The sequence below is a fragment of the Agrobacterium sp. ST15.16.055 genome (genome assembly GCF_027956555.1).
Classification (GTDB): domain Bacteria; phylum Pseudomonadota; class Alphaproteobacteria; order Rhizobiales; family Rhizobiaceae; genus Agrobacterium; species Agrobacterium salinitolerans.
The window spans coordinates 65,894-83,440 of record NZ_JAQKGN010000012.1; the positions used below are offsets into that span (position 1 = coordinate 65,894).

General features: G+C 58.6%; 15 protein-coding genes. 7 read left to right on the top strand and 8 right to left on the bottom strand.

Annotated features, from left to right (window positions below; genetic code table 11):
- The first annotated feature begins 520 nt into the window (after positions 1 to 520).
- Positions 521 to 1,090, top strand: a complete 570-nt coding sequence (locus PL599_RS16925) for a CarD family transcriptional regulator (protein ID WP_003505223.1) — start codon at positions 521 to 523, stop codon at positions 1,088 to 1,090.
- 72 nt (positions 1,091 to 1,162) lie between these two features.
- On the opposite strand, the gene PL599_RS16930 is transcribed toward PL599_RS16925, so the two are convergent.
- Positions 1,163 to 1,666 (bottom strand): L,D-transpeptidase family protein, encoded by a 504-nt coding sequence (locus PL599_RS16930; protein WP_269824797.1) that lies wholly within the window; start codon positions 1,664 to 1,666, stop codon positions 1,163 to 1,165.
- Positions 1,667 to 1,952: 286 nt separating this feature from the next.
- On the opposite strand from PL599_RS16930, the gene PL599_RS16935 reads away from it, so the two are divergent.
- Positions 1,953 to 2,636, top strand: coding sequence for a response regulator transcription factor (locus PL599_RS16935; protein WP_077981300.1), 684 nt, complete (start codon positions 1,953 to 1,955; stop codon positions 2,634 to 2,636).
- 139 nt (positions 2,637 to 2,775) lie between these two features.
- Positions 2,776 to 3,231, top strand: coding sequence for a cyclic nucleotide-binding domain-containing protein (locus tag PL599_RS16940; protein WP_006310945.1), 456 nt, complete (start codon positions 2,776 to 2,778; stop codon positions 3,229 to 3,231).
- Positions 3,232 to 3,246: 15 nt separating this feature from the next.
- Here PL599_RS16940 and PL599_RS16945 read toward each other — a convergent pair whose 3' ends face one another.
- The 6 genes from PL599_RS16945 to tesB form a co-directional block, all read right to left on the bottom strand.
- On the bottom strand, positions 3,247 to 4,050 hold the full coding sequence (locus PL599_RS16945) for an exodeoxyribonuclease III (RefSeq protein ID WP_137412327.1): 804 nt from the start codon (positions 4,048 to 4,050) through the stop codon (positions 3,247 to 3,249).
- Positions 4,051 to 4,213: 163 nt separating this feature from the next.
- The gene (locus tag PL599_RS16950; RefSeq protein WP_162520498.1) at positions 4,214 to 4,939 is read right to left on the bottom strand and encodes an outer membrane lipoprotein carrier protein LolA; all 726 of its coding nucleotides are present in this window, start codon (positions 4,937 to 4,939) and stop codon (positions 4,214 to 4,216) included.
- A 50-nt stretch (positions 4,940 to 4,989) separates the two neighbouring features.
- Positions 4,990 to 7,656: an FtsK/SpoIIIE family DNA translocase gene (locus tag PL599_RS16955; RefSeq protein WP_269824798.1), complete on the bottom strand. Its 2,667-nt coding sequence runs from the start codon at positions 7,654 to 7,656 to the stop codon at positions 4,990 to 4,992.
- A 214-nt stretch (positions 7,657 to 7,870) separates the two neighbouring features.
- Positions 7,871 to 9,217 carry an ammonium transporter gene (locus PL599_RS16960; RefSeq protein ID WP_089153197.1) on the bottom strand — a complete coding sequence of 449 codons (1,347 nt, stop codon included), beginning with the start codon at positions 9,215 to 9,217 and terminating at the stop codon, positions 7,871 to 7,873.
- A gap of 29 nt (positions 9,218 to 9,246) precedes the next feature.
- Positions 9,247 to 9,597, bottom strand: coding sequence for a P-II family nitrogen regulator (locus PL599_RS16965; RefSeq protein ID WP_004444057.1), 351 nt, complete (start codon positions 9,595 to 9,597; stop codon positions 9,247 to 9,249).
- A 212-nt stretch (positions 9,598 to 9,809) separates the two neighbouring features.
- Positions 9,810 to 10,694, bottom strand: a complete 885-nt coding sequence (gene tesB / locus PL599_RS16970; protein ID WP_269824799.1) for an acyl-CoA thioesterase II — start codon at positions 10,692 to 10,694, stop codon at positions 9,810 to 9,812.
- A 26-nt stretch (positions 10,695 to 10,720) separates the two neighbouring features.
- Between tesB and PL599_RS16975 the strand changes: the two genes are divergently transcribed.
- The 4 genes from PL599_RS16975 (at position 10,721) to fdxA (ending at position 16,435) form a co-directional block, all read left to right on the top strand.
- A complete protein-coding gene (locus tag PL599_RS16975) occupies positions 10,721 to 11,995 on the top strand; it encodes a ubiquinone biosynthesis hydroxylase (protein WP_416172504.1) in 1,275 nt (424 codons plus the stop codon).
- Between the two features lie 456 nt (positions 11,996 to 12,451).
- Positions 12,452 to 15,517, top strand: coding sequence for a helicase-related protein (locus tag PL599_RS16980; protein ID WP_077981305.1), 3,066 nt, complete (start codon positions 12,452 to 12,454; stop codon positions 15,515 to 15,517).
- Between the two features lie 4 nt (positions 15,518 to 15,521).
- The gene (locus tag PL599_RS16985) at positions 15,522 to 15,938 is read left to right on the top strand and encodes an RNA-binding S4 domain-containing protein (protein ID WP_077981306.1); all 417 of its coding nucleotides are present in this window, start codon (positions 15,522 to 15,524) and stop codon (positions 15,936 to 15,938) included.
- Positions 15,939 to 16,096: 158 nt separating this feature from the next.
- Positions 16,097 to 16,435, top strand: coding sequence for a ferredoxin FdxA (fdxA, locus tag PL599_RS16990; RefSeq protein ID WP_035222116.1), 339 nt, complete (start codon positions 16,097 to 16,099; stop codon positions 16,433 to 16,435).
- Positions 16,436 to 16,509: 74 nt separating this feature from the next.
- Here fdxA and holA read toward each other — a convergent pair whose 3' ends face one another.
- Positions 16,510 to 17,547 carry a DNA polymerase III subunit delta gene (holA, locus tag PL599_RS16995; RefSeq protein ID WP_077981307.1) on the bottom strand — a complete coding sequence of 346 codons (1,038 nt, stop codon included), beginning with the start codon at positions 17,545 to 17,547 and terminating at the stop codon, positions 16,510 to 16,512.

Consider the following 17,547-nt stretch of genomic DNA (forward strand, 5'->3'; position numbering starts at 1 on the left):
ATCACACTTTAATATAAAAAAGCATCGCCAATTTGCGGATTTTGCCTTTTCAGTCGAATCGGATATTGGCGTGGAATTACGAAGAGTTTAAGAGGCTATCGTGTTTCTTCACCCGGTAAGTGAAATTTTTTTGCTTCTTTTGTCGTAAGGCTCGGTTTAGAAGCAGACGACAGTATTTTTGCGGCTAATTTTTAGGCGGTTCTCGGGCCGCCATGTGATGTTGCGGCCACGGTTGAAGCAAATTATTGATTTGCACCTATTTTTGTGGTACACCAACGACACTGATCCACAGCGTGGCATTTGTGTGCCCAAAAACACCACGAAAGCAACACCTCTTTTGCACGCGGTTTCCGTGACATATCGAGCGTTTACGTTATCGAACCCCGCAAGACGGGAAGGTGTGTTTTTGCGTGCACGGCTGGACCAGTGCGGAGTCACCTGACGGTTCCCCCGTCTCATCAGGGCCTGACCGACCCAACCCCGGCATCCCCGGGTATGTAACAGGGAGTTTTTAGAACGAATGACGACCCAGCAGAAGAAATCTCCAGCACATCACGGTTTCAAGACCGGTGAAGCGATTGTGTATCCCGCTCATGGTGTCGGTACCATTTCTGCCATCGAGGAACAAGAAGTCGCCGGCATGAAGCTTGAGCTTTTTGTCATTGATTTCGAAAAAGACAAGATGCGTCTTAAAGTTCCTGTCGCCAAAGCCGTCAGCATCGGCATGCGCAAGCTTTCCGAAGGCGATTTTGTCGAGCGGGCGCTGAAAGTGGTGCAGGGCAAGGCGCGTGTGAAGCGGACCATGTGGTCGCGCCGCGCGCAGGAATATGATGCAAAGATCAATTCCGGCGATCTCATCGCGATTGCGGAAGTCGTGCGCGATCTCTATCGTGCGGAAAACCAGCCGGAGCAGTCTTATTCCGAGCGTCAGCTTTATGAAGCTGCTCTCGACCGCATGGCGCGCGAAATCGCCGCCGTCAACAAGATGTCTGAAACCGAGGCTGTTCGCCTGGTGGAAGTCAACCTTGCCAAGGGCCCCAAGCGCGGCAAGACCGTCGAAGAGGACGATTCTCAGGACGAAGCCGCTTAATAACCGGCTTTTTCCCTCTAAAAAAACCCGCCTTGATGGCGGGTTTTTTGTTGCCCGGTTGCGGTCTGAAATTCACAGGATGCGGATTTTCGTGCCTTTGCGCAGATGCGGCAGGATGCGCCGCATATCACGGGTATGGAGGGCGACACAGCCTGCGGTCGGCTCATATCCCGGTCTGATAAGATGCATGAAGATCGCCGAGCCGCGGTTGCGGCTTCTCGAGGTGATGTTCCAGTCGAGTACCAGGCAGACGTCGTAGAGGCTGTCGTTTCGCATCATCTCTTCATGGCTCGGGGCGAAGGGCGCGTTAACCAGCCGGTTGTAATTCGGGCTGCGGGGCTCGTCGCACCACAGCATGGACTTGCGTGTTCGCTGCATCGGCAATGCCGTGACGATGCCGGTAAGGCGGTCGCCGCGGTAAAACCCGTGCATCAGGCCGATGGTGGAGATGGGAGACTTTCCATCTCCTTCGCGTTTCAATGCGGTGCGGCCGTTGCGGCCGATCGCTGCGGGAAAGTTGAGGTGCCCGAGTTGGACTATGGCGCGACTGATTTTCGAGGGAGCTGGCCGAACCATGAGCGTCGATGCGCGTTTACGTTGTCTTACGGGCTGTGTGCTCATGTTTTTCACGAGATTTTGCTTTGCAGGTTATTTAACGTGAAGTCATAGCACTTCGTTATATCATGGCAATGGGTTGACCTTTCATCGGCAAACCGCTGAATTGGCTGATAATTAGAGCGCCGGGCCTCTTTTGGGATGCGTAAGCGACGCTCTAACTCTTTTAAACTACGTATCGTGCTTCTCGAAAATCGAGCCTGATTTTTGGGCCGATGCGCTAAAGTAAGAAAGGCTGAGAATCCGAATGACGGCTCGCACTATCCTTCTGGTGGACGACGACGACGATCTTCGGGAGACGCTGACCGAGCAATTGTCTCCCTATGAGGAATTCTCGCTGCTCAACGGCGCCAATGCCGCACAGGCCATTCAGACCGCCAAGACCGCCCAGGTCGATCTTTTGATCATGGATGTCGGCCTTCCGGACATGGACGGCCGCGAGGCGGTAAAGCTGTTGCGCAAGGGCGGCTTCAAGGCACCGATCATCATGCTCACCGGGCACGACACCGATTCCGATACGATTCTCGGGCTGGAAGCAGGCGCCAATGATTACGTGACGAAGCCGTTCCGCTTCGCCGTGCTGCTTGCGCGCATCCGGGCCCAACTGCGCCAGTATGAACAGAGCGAGGACGCGGTTTTCACCGTCGGTCCCTATCAGTTCAAGCCTAGCCAGAAGCTGCTGACGACTGAAGACGGCAAGAAAATTCGTCTGACGGAAAAGGAAGCGGCCATCATCCGTTATCTCTACCGCGCCGGCAGCACGGTGGTAACGCGCGATGTGCTGCTGGAAGAGGTCTGGGGTTACAATTCCGGTGTGACGACGCATACGCTCGAAACGCATGTCTATCGTCTGCGCCAGAAGATCGAACGGGATCCCTCCAACGCCGAAATCCTGGTGACCGAGAACGGTGGTTACAAGATCGTTCCCTGAGACGAGGCTCTGTCATCGCTGCAAAACTCACGCCGCGCCTTCTGAAAAGATGCGTGGCGTTTCAACGTCTTGTATTTTGAGGACCGATATTGGAAAACCGCTATAGTGATGCAGGCAGCTTTCCGGAGTAGTGATCGACATGGCCTTGACGGACGATATTATTCTGCTGGGGCAAGTGCCGTTATTTGCTGGGTTCAGTGACGATCAGTTGCGGCTCATCGCCTTCGGTGCGGAACGCCGCCGGGTGTCGGCAGGGCAGACATTGTTCCGGGAACATTCGCCGGCAGAATGCGCCTTTGCCGTGACATCGGGTCATTTCGAACTTTTCACGGCTGGAAGAGATGGCAAACCCCTGTTGCAGGCGACGCCTGGCAAGGGTGCGTTGCTTTCGGAGTTGGCGCTTTTTACCCTCTGTGAAAGGAAGTTCACCGCCATTGCAGTGGAAGATTCCGAAGTCATCCGGATAACGCGCATCCTCTTTCACCGGCTGGTGGAGGAGTTTCCGGAGGTTGCCGATATCGTGTCGGCGCGCATTCGCGACAATATCGCGGCGCTGGCGGCGGGTGCGGCCCGTTTGCAGAACCGCTTCGTGTGACGCAAACTCTATCGTTCAGAAGCGGAAATGGGCCGTGACGGGGACGTGGTCCGATGGTCGGTTCCAGCCACGGGCTTCACGCAATATCTCGATTTTTTCAAGCGAGGAACCGAGATCCTGTGAGGACCAGATATGGTCGAGACGGCGACCGCGGTCGGCAGCTTCCCAATCCTTGGCGCGGTAGCTCCACCACGTATAGATCTTTTCCGTCTCCGGCACATTCAGGCGCATCAGATCGAGCCAGTTGCCCTTCCTCATGATATCCAGCATGCCTTCGGTTTCGACGGGTGTATGGCTGACGATCTTCAAAAGCTGCTTGTGCGACCAGACGTCATTTTCGAGCGGCGCGATGTTGAGGTCGCCGACGAGAATGGAGGAGGTGCCGGGCACGCCATCGGCGCGCAGTGCCTTCATTTCCTCGATGAAATCGAGCTTGTGGCCGAATTTCGGGTTGATCGACCGATCCGGCTCGTCGCCGCCAGCAGGAACGTAGAAATTATGCAGCCGCACGCGACGCGATCCGACCTCAAAAATTGCGGAAATGTGGCGTGCGTCGCCGATACCGCAATAGTCCTGTCGGTGATCTTCGGTCAGCGGGATCCTCGAGGCGATGGCGACACCGTGATAGCCCTTCTGGCCATGGATGATGACATGCTCATAACCGAGCGCCTTCAGCGGCTTCATCGGAAACTCGCCATTCGGGCATTTCGTTTCCTGCAGGCAGAGAATGTCCGGTTTGTAGCGTACCAGAAACTGCTCAACGATCGGCATTCTGAGCCTGACCGAGTTGATGTTCCAGGTGGTTATCGAAAACGACATGCATCCGCTCCGCTTTTATTGCCGCAAACCGCACGGTTCGGGGACAAGTTTCCGGGGCGCAGGCTTATAACATCGTGACGAAAACGGGAATGTATTTTAGCGGTAAAATGAAAAAGGCGACCGCAGGGCCGCCTCTCGAAAAATTTCCACCGGCTTTTATGTGTCAGCCGCCTCTGCGGACTTCCTCGTAATTGATGCTGAAGACACGCTCATCAAGGTTCACGCCGGTCTGGACGTTGAAGATCATGACGGTCGTGTCCTTGTTCTGGGCATCGGTCGTGGTCCATTGCCTCAGATCGAAGGTCTTCGGATCGAACATCAGGGTAATAGTGGAATCACCGAAGACGCTCTTGTCGCCCAGTACGATGGTGGTCAGGTCGGATTCTTCCTTCACGTTCCGAACCTTCTGGTTACTGAGATCGATCTTGTCGGAAAGAAGCAGGCTGAGGGGCGTTTTGGAAAGCGGATAAAGGTCCCACGTCTTCAGCTTCATATTGCCGATGACGACATTCTTGCCGTCGGAGATGACACGCATGGGCGAGGGGTCTTCATAATTGAAGCGGAGTTTGCCGGGGCGTTCGATGTAGAATTTTCCGCCGGTCTGTTCCCCGCGCGGGCCGAACTGGACGAATTCCCCCATCATGGTTTTGACCGACGAGAAGTGATTGGCGATTTTCTGCGCTGTCGCGGTATTGCCGGCCGCCTGGGCGAAAGCGTCAAGCGGAGACAGGCTGGCCATGATTGCGGCCATGGAAAATGCCGTCAGGACGCCACGACGCGTCACGCCGTTTTGCGGTGTGTCTGCGTTGGCCGTTTCGCCGGTGGTGAGGTCGTTCATTCTATTCTCCTTCATCGCAGCGATTGTCCCCATAAAAGGCGGCGGCTTCATGACGTTGAAAGCGTGTAATAACGCTTCTTCGCCCCGCTTGGTTGCGGACGTTACCGCTCGATGATGTCTGCTTCCGTCGGCACGAGGATCTCGCGTTTTCCGGCGTGGTTGGCGGGGCCGATGATGCCTTCCTGCTCCATGCGCTCAATCAGCGAGGCGGCGCGGTTGTAACCGATGCCGAGGCGCCGCTGCACGTAGGAGGTGGAGGCTTTGCCATCTCGAAGCACGACGGCCACGGCCTGATCGTATGGGTCTTCGGAATCGGAGAAATTGCCGGCACCGGCCGGGCCGCCGCCATTGCCTTCCTCGTCATCTTCCTCGGTAATCGCTTCCAGATATTCCGGTGCGCCTTGCGTCTTCAGATAGGCGACGATCTCTTCCACCTCGTTGTCGGAAACGAAGGGACCGTGTACGCGCTGGATGCGCCCGCCGCCTGCCATATAGAGCATGTCACCCATGCCGAGCAGCTGTTCGGCGCCCTGCTCTCCGAGGATTGTGCGGCTGTCGATCTTCGACGTGACCTGGAAGGAGATTCGGGTCGGGAAGTTGGCCTTGATCGTGCCGGTGATGACGTCGACGGAGGGGCGCTGGGTTGCCATAATGACATGGATGCCGGCGGCGCGCGCCATTTGCGCCAGGCGCTGCACCGCGCCTTCGATGTCCTTGCCGGCGACCATCATAAGGTCGGCCATTTCGTCGATGATGACGACGATGTAAGGCAGGGGCTTCAGATCGAATTCTTCCGTCTCGTATATCGCCTCGCCGGTCTGGCGGTCGAAGCCGGTCTGCACCGTGCGAGTGAGGATTTCGCCCTTGTCGAGCGCCTGCTGCACGCGGCTGTTGAAGCCGTCGATATTGCGCACGCCGATCTTCGACATCTTCTTGTAGCGCTCTTCCATCTCGCGCACTGTCCATTTCAGCGCCACGACGGCCTTTTTCGGATCGGTAACGACGGGAGAGAGCAGATGCGGAATGCCGTCATAGATCGACAGTTCGAGCATTTTCGGGTCGATCATGATCAGGCGGCACTGTTCCGGCGACATGCGGTAAAGCAGCGACAGGATCATGGTGTTGATGGCGACCGACTTGCCCGAGCCGGTGGTGCCGGCGACGAGCAGATGCGGCATCTTGGCAAGATCGGCGATGACGGGTTCACCGCCGATGGTCTTGCCGAGCGCCATGGCGAGTTTGGCCTTGCTGTTTTCGAAATCGCGGCTGCCGATCAGTTCCCGCAGGAAGACGGTTTCGCGTGTCTGGTTCGGCAGTTCGATGCCGATGGCGTTGCGGCCGGGAACGACGGCGACACGGGCGGCAATCGCGCTCATGGAGCGGGCGATGTCATCGGCAAGGCCGATGACGCGCGAGGACTTGATGCCGGGTGCCGGTTCCAGTTCGTAGAGCGTGACGACCGGACCGGGGCGGACATGAATGATTTCTCCCTTGACGCCGAAATCCTCGAGAACGCCTTCCAGAAGGCGGGCGTTCTGTTCCAGCACTTCCTCGCTCAACATATTGTCGCGAACGACGTTCTTAGGCTCTGCCAGAAGATGGACGGTGGGGAGCTGGAAGCCGTCGGCGGCGATGAAGGAGGCTTGGGCTTCGCGCGCCACGCGTTCGCTGGGTTTCGGGCGTGCGGAAGGGGCGGTTATTCTGGTCTGCCCGCGACCAGGCGCCTGTCTGGCGGTGAATTTCTGGTCGGTTTCGTCGTCGGAGAGAATGCCGTCCGGCAGCCGGCGTCCATCCGCGTCGAAGCGTGATTCGTCATCCATGTCCTCGTCATGATCGAGCGCGATGGAGGGAGGTGACATCTGGCGACGCGATGCGGCGCGTTCTTCGAAAGACGGTTCCGCGCGCTGGTCGAGGCGGTTGATCGCGGTCTTGAGGCGTGAGGGTTCGTTCAGCGTGCCGAATTCATATTCGTTGAAGTCATAAGGATGCTCGAATTCATCGTGCAGGGATTTAGACTTCAAACCGAACAGGCGGCGGAAGCGCGCCTGGGTGATATACCAGTAATGCGCCAGCGCGCCGAAGGCGAGCATATTGGCAAAGAACCCCTCGCCGTCGTCTTCATCATCCTCCTCGGCCTCACGGGCTGCGCGGGCCTTGCTGGTGGCGACGGGAGCCGCTTCTTCGCGTTCCAGCTCGTCATCCAGACCGCCAACGACACCGGCGGCAAAAAGCATCAGCCATGCGGCAGGCGCCGCAAATATGACACCCAGTACCGTGGCGATCGTGCCGGTGGGGTAAGCACCGATGAAAAGGGCGGGAAAACGCAGGATCATGTCTCCGATCACGCCGCCGATGCCGTTCGGCAGCGGCCATGTCACGGGGGCCGGAAAACAGCCGAGCGAGGCGGCGCAGACGATGGTGCCTGCGACCCAGGCTACGAGGCGCGCGGGTATGCGGTGGAATTTGTGGCCGGCGATCAGCGCGATCGCCCAGGCGATGACGGGCAGGAGGGAGATGATTGCAGAAAGCCCGAGGAACTGCATCACGATATCGGCGAAAATCGCACCGCCATAGCCCAGAAGATTGGTGGGCTGGTTTCCTGTCGCATAGGAAAGGCTCGGATCCGCGACATTCCATGTCGCGAGCGCTGCGATGCCCAGTGCAATCGTGGCCAGCAGAGCGAAACCGGCGAGAGCCATGATCTGACGTACGAAAAACGCCGTCAACACGAAGCGCGTGTGACGACCATCGAATGTCGGAGAATGCATTCTGCCCATGTCCCTGAACCCGTTGTTTTGTGGTTTCGGCAAGATCCGGCAAGAGACCTGATCCCGGATTGACAGGGAAAACTAACCGCTTGCTGGTTAATGTCGTGTTAACCATGCGGTTTTTTGAAGCGCTTCGGATTTATGGCAAAGAAAAAGGCCCGCCGGAGCGGGCCTTCTTTTGGGAGAGGGGATGGAGAACCCCTTTTCCCGGATATCAGGAATGATAGGCGGCTTCGCCGTGGGTTGCGAGGTCGAGACCTTCGCGTTCAGCTTCGACCGGAACCCGCAGACCGACGATCACGTCGACGATTTTGTAGAGGATCGCGGAGACGATGGCGCACCAGACGATGGTGATGGCGACGGCGACGAACTGCGTCCAGACCTGCGAGGCGATGGAGAAATCTTCCTTGCCCGTGCCGCCAAGCAGCGGTGAGGTGAAGATGCCGGTGCCGAGAGCGCCGATGATGCCGCCAATGCCGTGGACGCCGAAGACGTCGGCAGTGTCGTCATAACCGAACTTGTTCTTCACCACGGAGACGAAGAAGTAGCAGATCGGTGAGACGATGAGGCCGAGAACGATGGCGCCCATCGGGCCGACGGAGCCGGCGGCGGGGGTGACGGCGACGAGGCCGGCGATCATGCCCGAGGCGGCGCCAAGCATGGAGGCCTTGCCGCGGGTGAAGCTTTCAACCAGCGACCAGGAAACGATGGCGGCCGCAGTTGCGAGGAAGGTGTTCATGGTTGCGAGAACCGCACCGCCCGATGCTTCGAGGTTGGAACCGGCGTTGAAGCCGAACCAGCCGAACCACAGCATGGCTGCACCGACGAGAGTGAGCGTCATGGAGTGAGGGGCCATCATGTCCTTGCCGAAGCCGGTGCGCTTGCCGACCATGATCGCGCCGATCAGGCCTGCGATACCGGCATTGATGTGAACGACGGTGCCGCCGGCGAAGTCGAGAGCACCCATGCCGAAGATCAGGCCGTTTGCGTCCCAGACCATGTGAGCGATCGGGAAATAAACGAAGGTGGCCCACAGGATGGTGAACAGAATGACGGCGGAGAACTTCACGCGCTCTGCAAAGGCGCCGACGATCAGCGCCGGCGTGATGGCCGCAAAGGTCATCTGGAAGGCGATGAAGGTGTATTCGTAGATCACCACGCCTTCGGAAAAGGTCGCAGACGTGCTGTCAAGCGAAACGCCCGACAGGAACAGCTTGCCGAAGCCGCCGAAATAGGGGCCGGTGCCGCCGCCAAAGGCGAAGGAGTAACCGTAGATGACCCAGACGAGCATCATGACTGCGCCGACAACCGTGCACTGCATGAGAACGGAGAGCATGTTCTTGGTGCGGACGAGACCGCCGTAAAACAGGGCCAGACCCGGAATGATCATGAAAAGCACGAGGATCGTCGCGACATACATGAATGCGGTGTCGGCTTTTTCCGGAACGGGCGCTGCGGCTGCTGCCGGCGCGGCGTCCTGGGCGAAGGCGATGGCCGGAGCCATCAGGGCCGCCGCTGCGGCGCCCAGCTTGCCGAGCGTTGAAAACTTGTTGAGTTGCATAGCTAGAAAACTCCCCTGTCAGCCGTGCTTCAAAGCGCTTCTGTGTTGGTTTCGCCGGTACGGATGCGCACGGCCTGTTCGATAGAGTAAACGAAGATCTTGCCGTCACCGATCTGCCCGGTCTTTGCCGCAGATGCGATCGCCTCAACGGCCTTGTCGACGACGTCGGATGGAACTGCGATCTCGATCTTCAGCTTGGGAAGGAAGCTCACCGCATATTCCGTGCCGCGATAAATCTCGGTATGCCCCTTCTGGCGTCCGTAACCCTTTACCTCGGTCACGGTCAGGCCCTGGATGCCGACGCCGGTGAGCGCTTCGCGCACTTCATCCAGCTTGAACGGCTTGATAATGGCCATCACAATTTTCATCTGGTTTCCCATCCTTTGTTTTGTCCTCGGCACGGAGCCGACTCTCCTGCCGCTGGCAGATCAGTAACAGCGACTGCGGACATACATTCAAAGGGCGTGCCAGTTTTGAGTGTGTATCTAACCTATTGAAATATAAAACTTATATGAAAGACGTCTGAAAAAGGAGCATTTGTCGCCAAAATTTGCGTCTATTAAATGTGCGATTTTAGAAAAAAGCACATTATTTAATCATTTGCCCTTTTGCGGATCAAACCCTCCTGCGCCACCGAGGCGACCAGTTCACCCTGTCTGGTGAAAATATTGCCACGGGTCAAACCGCGTGCGCCGGAAGCGCTGGGGCTATCCTGTGTGTAAAGCAGCCAGTCGTCTAGACGGCAGGGGCGATGGAACCACATGGCGTGATCGATGCTAGCCACCTGAATGGAGGGATCGAAGATCGTTGTTCCATGGGCGTAGAGCGAGGTGTCGAGTAGGGTCATATCTGAGAGATAAGCGAGAATGGCCGACTGCAGACGCGGATCATCCGGCACATCACCGACGGCGCGAACCCAGATATCCTGTTGCGGCTCGAGTTTTTCCTTGGAAATATAGTGGGTCAGGGAAACCGGCCGTATCTCTATCGGCCGCTTGTTGCTCCAGTATTTGCGGATAGAAGCGGGTGCCTTGGCAAGAAAGGCCGCCTGCATCTGCTCTTCGCTCATCAGTTTTTCGGGCGGCGTCACGTCAGGCATTTTGATCTGATGGTCGAAACCATCCTCGAAAATCTGAAACGAGGCCGACATGGAAAAAATGGCTTTGCCATGCTGAATGGCGACCACGCGGCGTGTGCAGAAGCTCGCGCCGTCGCGGATGCGTTCCACTTGGTAGACGATAGGCACCAGCGGATCGCCGGGACGCATGAAATAGGCATGCAGCGAATGCACGAAACGGTCGTCATCCACGGTCCTTTGCGCGGCAATCAGTGCCTGCGCGATGACCTGGCCGCCGAAAACCCGCTGCCAGCCGATCTGCGGGCTTTCGCCCCGGAACAGGTTCTCTTCCAGCTTCTCAAGATCGAGTGTGGCGATGAGATTGGCCATCGGATCTGACGTTTGCGAGGGATGCGACATTTTTTCGGCCTGCTCCGGCTGTAGGAATACGTCACATGGTCTATAGTGCCCGGATGATGCGTGCACAAGATTTGAGGAGAAGCGCGATGCTGGACGTAGTGGTGGCAGGCGGCGGATATGTCGGTCTTTCCGTTGCTGTCGCAATCAAGCAGGCGGCCCGGCATCTCGATGTGCAGGTGGTTGAGGCCGCTCCCGAGGATGTCTGGGCAAAGGACGTTCGTGCATCCGCCATCATAGCAGCGGCCACCCGGATGCTCGATGTTTTCGGCATATGGAACGAGATCGAGCCGGAAGCCCAGCCAATACACAAGATGATCGTCACCGATTCGAAGACCGCCGATCCGGTGCGTCCCGTGTTCCTGACTTTCGACGGCGCCGTGGAAGAAGGCAGGCCGTTTGCCCATATGGTTCCGAACGTTGCTCTTGTGGGCGCATTGCGAGGCCTTTGCGAGCGTCTTGACATAAAAATCCGTCACAGTGTCAGTGTTTCCGATTTTACCGCGGGTCCGCAATCGACGGCCATTCGCCTCTCCGACGGATCGACGCTCGAAGCGCGATTGCTGATTGCCTGTGACGGCGTTCGCTCCGCGCTCAGGGACATGGCCGGAATCAAGACCGTGCACTGGGCTTACGATCAGTCCGGTATCGTGACGACCGTTGAGCATGAGCGGCCGCATGAGGGCTGCGCCGAGGAGCATTTCCTGCCATCGGGGCCCTTCGCCATCCTGCCGCTGAAGGGAAACCGCTCTTCGCTCGTCTGGACCGAACGCACGGCCGATGCCGACAGGCTGGTGGCTTCCGACGACCTGGTGTTCGAGGAAGAGCTGGAACGCCGGTTCGGTCACAAGCTCGGTCCTCTTCGTCCGGTCGGCCCCCGCCGCGCTTTCCCATTGGGGCTGACGCTGGCGCGTTCTTTCGTTGCGCCGCGTTTCGCGCTTGCGGGCGATGCGGCGCACGGCATTCACCCGATTTCCGGGCAGGGCCTCAATCTCGGCTTCAAGGACGTGGCGGCTCTCGCCGAAACCGTGGTCGAGGCCGACCGGCTCGGCCTCGATATCGGCTCACTCAACGTTTTGGAGCGCTATCAGTCCTGGCGGCGCTTCGACACGTTGCGGATGGGCGTGACGACGGATGTGCTGAACCGGCTTTTCTCCAACGATATTGGCCCTATCCGTATCATGCGCGATTTCGGTCTCGGGGTCGTGGATCGTTTGCCGGGTCTCAAATCCTATTTCATCGGTCAGGCGGCCGGCACGACGGATGCGAATGCGCCGCGTCTGCTTGCCGGCGAGGCGCTCTGATCCAGTCCCTCATGCATGTTTCGGATCGGTTTTTCCGGGATTGCCGCTTGACAGCCGATTCCGGGATTTTCTGCCCGGTGGCTTTGCCGTAAAGCCGAATCCGGCCAAGGACTTATCCGGATTCACAATCTGGTATGGTCTGCGCTCTGACCAACCAGATATTGCGGAGAACAAAAGCTGAATCCCATCGAGTCAGCGATTCGTATTCGATTCGTTCGCAGACTGTTCCGCAGCCGAATCGATTTCATTTTTGCCGGATTCTTTTTGTTTGTTCAACTGGCTGAATCTGAAAGGAAAATTCCGTCGACTGGTCGCCCCGCGCCACTTTGCGGGTGAGGCCTATTGCCTTTGGCTGCGGGCGTTGCCATGTGTGAGGCCTGCGGCCCATTAGCAATGTCGGGCGGCAAAGCAAGCAGATGAAGTCGATTCGCGGATAGTACGTTGAATTTTCGCCCCATGATCCTGAGCGGCCGCGGTGTCACGGCCGTTCTCGGCCCCACCAATACCGGCAAGACCCATTACGCGATCGAGCGGATGGTCGCGCATGGAAGCGGTGTCATTGGCCTGCCGCTGCGTCTTCTGGCGCGGGAGGTCTATACCCGCCTAGTTGAAAAAGTGGGTGCGCCGAATGTGGCGCTGATTACCGGCGAAGAAAAAATCGCGCCTCCCAAAGCCAAATACTCCGTCTGCACGGTGGAAGCCATGCCGCGTGAGACGACGGCCGCCTTCGTTGCGATAGACGAGGTGCAGTTGGCGGGCGATCTCGAACGCGGGCATATCTTCACCGACCGGGTGCTGCATCTGCGCGGGCGGGAGGAAACGCTGCTGCTCGGCGCGGGCACGATGCGCCCTATCCTTGAAAAACTGCTGCCGGGAATAACCGTGGTCGAGCGGCCGCGCCTGTCTCAACTCTTTTATGCGGGTCAGAAGAAGATCACCCGCCTGCCGCAACGCACGGCGATCGTCGCCTTTTCCGCCGATGAGGTTTATGCCATCGCTGAACTGGTGCGCCGCCAGCGCGGCGGCGCGGCTGTGGTGCTGGGCGCGCTTTCGCCGCGCACGCGCAATGCGCAGGTAGGCCTCTACCAGTCGGGCGACGTCGAATATCTTGTCGCTACGGACGCCATCGGTATGGGACTCAACCTCGATGTCGACCATGTCGCCTTTGCGCAGGACCGCAAATTCGACGGTTATCAGTTCCGTAATCTCAATCCCGGCGAGATCGGTCAGATCGCCGGCCGCGCTGGCCGCCATCTTCGCGACGGTACGTTTGGCGTGACGGGGCGTGTCGATCCGTTCGATGACGAATTGGTCGAGCGGATCGAAACCCATCAGTTCGATGCGGTGAAGGTGCTGCAGTGGCGGACGAAAAATTTCGATTTTTCCTCCATCGCCAATCTGCGCGCGAGCCTTGACGCCGCGCCGACGATCCAGGGGCTTTCGCGCGCCCTGCCGGCCATCGACCAGCAGGCGCTGGAATATCTGTCGCGTTACCCTGAAATCATCGACGTGACCACGACGGATGTGCGGGTGGAAAAACTCTGGGAGGCCTGCGCGCTGCCCGATTATCGCCGCATCGCCCCCGCACAGCATGCCGACCTCATCTCCACGCTCTATTTCGATCTCGTCAAGCGCGGGGCGGTGAACGAGGATTTCATGGCCGAGCAGGTGCGTCGCGCCGATCGCACGGATGGGGAGATCGATACCTTGTCTGCGAGGATTGCGCAGATCAGAACATGGACTTATGTATCGAACCGCCCAGGATGGCTTGCCGATCCGACACACTGGCAAGAAAAGACTCGGGAAATCGAGGATCGATTGTCCGATGCGCTACATGAAAGGTTGACGAAACGCTTTGTTGATCGCAGGACATCTGTGCTCATGAGGCGCCTGAGAGAGAATGCGATGCTTGAAGCTGAAATCAGTGTAAATGGTGATGTCTTCGTAGAAGGACATCACGTCGGCCAATTGGCCGGGTTCCGGTTCACCCCGGTGCCGGGAATGGAAGGGCCGGATCAGAAGGCCGTGCAGGCTGCGGCGCAAAAAGCGCTCGCGCTCGAATACGAGGCGCGCGCCGCGCGTCTGCATGCCAGTGGAAACGGCGATCTCGCTTTGAGCTCCGATGGTCTGGTTCGCTGGTTGGGCGAGCCGGTTGCCCGGCTTTCGGCCGGCGACAACATCATGAAGCCGCGGGTGATCCTGCTTGCCGACGAACAGCTGAACGGCAATGCCCGTGATCACGCGCTGGCGCGCGTCGAGCGTTTCGTCAATCACCAGATTGCGACCGTGCTGAAGCCGCTGGACGATATTTCCCGCGCAGAAGATCTTCAGGGCCTGGCAAAGGGTCTGGCGTTCCAGCTCGTGGAAAATCTTGGCGTGCTGTTCCGCCGCGACGTCGCCGAGGACGTGAAGTCCCTCGATCAGGACGCGCGCGCCTCCATGCGCCGTTATGGCGTGCGTTTCGGCGCCTATCACGTTTTCCTGCCCGCACTTCTCAAGCCCGCTCCGGCGGAGCTTGTGACGCTGCTTTGGGCTTTGAAAAATGATGGCCTTGGAAAGCCGGGTTACGGCGATCTCATTCCGGTGCTGGCCGCAGGCCGTACTTCGGTCGTCACCGATGCCAGCTTCGAGCGTATGTTCTACAAGCTCGCCGGTTTCCGCTTCCTCGGAAAGCGTGCCGTGCGTATCGACATTCTCGAGCGTCTGGCCGATCTCATCCGCCCGCTGCTGCAGTGGAAACCCGGTCAGCAGCCGCGCCCGGAAGGCGCTTATGACGGTCGCCGTTTCACGACGACGACCGCCATGCTTTCCATTCTCGGCGCGACGCTTGATGACATGGAAGAAATTCTCAAGGGCCTCGGTTACCGCGCCGATCAGGTGACGGCGGAAGAGGCACAGGCCTTCCTCGCCAGCCACGCCGGTGCTTCTGCTCCGGCTGCCGCGGAAGCGGCGACGGCTGAAGAGGAAAGCGTCGAGACCGAGGAACACGAGCCGGCTTCCGAAGAACAGGTGTCCGAGACGGCGGCTACTGTCGAAGGCGAAGCTGTCGAGGCGCCGGTGGCTGCCAGCGAAGAGGTTGTCGCAGCCGAGGCTGCGCCGGAAAGCGCTGAGGCCGCCGAGCCCAAGCCCGTTCTTCTGTGGCGTCCGGGTGGCCGCAACGAAAATCAGCGTGGCGAAAACCGTCGTCCCGGCAATCGCGGTCAGGGCCGTGGTGATGGAGCGCGCGAACAGGGCGAGCGTCGCGGTGAAGGCCGTCGCGACAATCGTGACGGTGCAAGTGCCAATCGCAGCGGCGACGGCGAGCGCAAGCGCGATGGTGGCCGTCCGGACCGTGGCAACAACCGCAACAACGATCGTCACGATCGCGGGGAGCGCAAGGACCGGCCGGAACGCAATGACCGTGGTGGTAAGCCGCAGGGTCAGCAGCGCTTCGAAGCCAAGCCGCCGCGCAAGGAAAAGCCGCTCGATCCGGATTCGCCTTTCGCAAAGCTCGCTGCTCTCAAGGAGCAGCTGAAGAAGTAAGCCCATGGGAAGCAGCGAACAGCCACTCGAAAGCACGCGTCAGCGTCTGGACAAGTGGCTGTTCTTTGCCCGCATGGCCAAATCCCGTTCGCTGGCCCAGAGCTACATTCAGTCGGGCCACGTCAAGGTCAACGGTGCTGCCATCCGCCAGCCCAGCCACATGCTGAAGGTGGGGGACAGGCTGGAGATTGGCTTTGAGCGGATGGACAAGGTACTCGTCGTCAAGTCCGGCGGAACACGGCGTGGACCCTATGAGGAAGCCAGACTTCTCTATGAGGACGAGACGCCGCCACGGGAACCTTCCGACAGTATGACGCCTCTTGAGCAGGCGTTGCGCCAGCCGGGCAGCGGGCGTCCCACTAAAAAAGAGCGCAGGGCGCTCGACAGGTTTCTGTCTGACAGCGACGGAAGCAAAGATTAGAATAAACCTCCGGGTCACACCCCTTTTTCAGAATTGTTTATCCTTGCTATCTGTAAGCAAAGGCATTACGTCACTTGCGAAATTGCCCTGTCTGAATTCCGGGCGACGGCTTGTGTTCCGAAGCCCAAAGACCCGGCCTGCATATTCTGGAGTTCATCATGACATATGTCGTGACCGACAATTGCATCCGCTGCAAATATACCGATTGCGTTGAGGTCTGCCCCGTCGACTGCTTTTACGAGGGTGAAAATTTCCTCGCGATCAATCCCGATGAATGCATCGATTGCGGTGTGTGCGAACCGGAATGTCCCGCCGAAGCCATCAAGCCCGATACGGAGCCGGGCCTCGACAAATGGCTGAAGCTCAATGCCGAATATGCGGCGATCTGGCCTAATATCACCATCAAGCGTGACCCGATGCCGGAAGCCAAGGAGATGGACGGCGTCGAAGGTAAGCTCGATCTCTATTTCTCCGCCGAACCCGGCCAGGGCGACTGATTTTTACGGCCTGACAGCGAAACCATGATTTAAAAAGCCCTCGAGTTGTTGCTGCGAGGGCTTTTTGCTGAGCGTCATCCGCTGCGGCCGGATTGCAGCGTGGTCGACAGCAATGTCAGAAGGGCCACGCTTTCTTCCAGGCTTTGCCGCTGACGGCTTTGCAGGATAGCGGCCTGCAGACGGTTCATCTCGCGGGCGATCGCCGCTGGCTGCCATGTTCGCAGCGCCCTTTCGATGATGGGTTTTCTGCGGAAATGAATGTGGCGCCCAAGTGTCTGCATGACCTGACCGGCCTGCAGTTTTTTCTCATCCATTTCGGCCCTCATCTGGTCGAGCAACTGGAATTGCCTGAGGCATCCCTGGAGGACGAGGAAGATCGGGGTCTTCGAAGAGACGATCTTCTGCGTTGCGTGGAAGAAGGCGTTTCTGTCGCCTTTCAGAATGGCGTCGACAGCATCGTCGGCGGAAACCGTGCTGGCGTCTCCGATGATCGCCAGTACATCGTCCTCCTCGACCACGTCGGCTCCACGGCAATAGAGCGCCAGTTTGCGGATTTCGTTGCGCGAGGCGATACGGTCGCCGCCAAGGGATTCGATCAGCCTCTGCCGTGCGGCCGGCGCAATACGCAGATTATCGGCTGAGAGTTCCTGATCGATCAATGTGTTCAACGAGCGCGCATCGTCGGCATAGCAGGGGATGGCTGCGATGGAGCGCGCTGGTTCGGCGATCTTGCGCAGTCCCGTACCCTTCTTGATGTCGCCTGCTTCGATGATGAGGAAGCTCGCTTCCGGTGGCGTTTCCGCCAGAATCTGGAGGGCGTCCACCAGCGCCTTTTCGGACGAAGCACCTTTAACCCAGACGAGTTTTTCGCCGCCGAAAAGGCCGATGGCATTCACCTCGTCGAGTAGACGGCCGGGGTCGCCCTGTAGATCGGATGCGGTCAGTTTCAGCGATGCGAAAGCGTCATCGGGATCGATACCGGTCTTTTTGGCGATGACGCCTGCGCGTTCCGACACGAGACCGCGATCCGGGCCGTAAAGCACGAAAACACGAAAGCGCTCCGCCGGGTTTTCGGCGAAGCGCTCAAATTCATGGGACTTTATCTCCGTCAC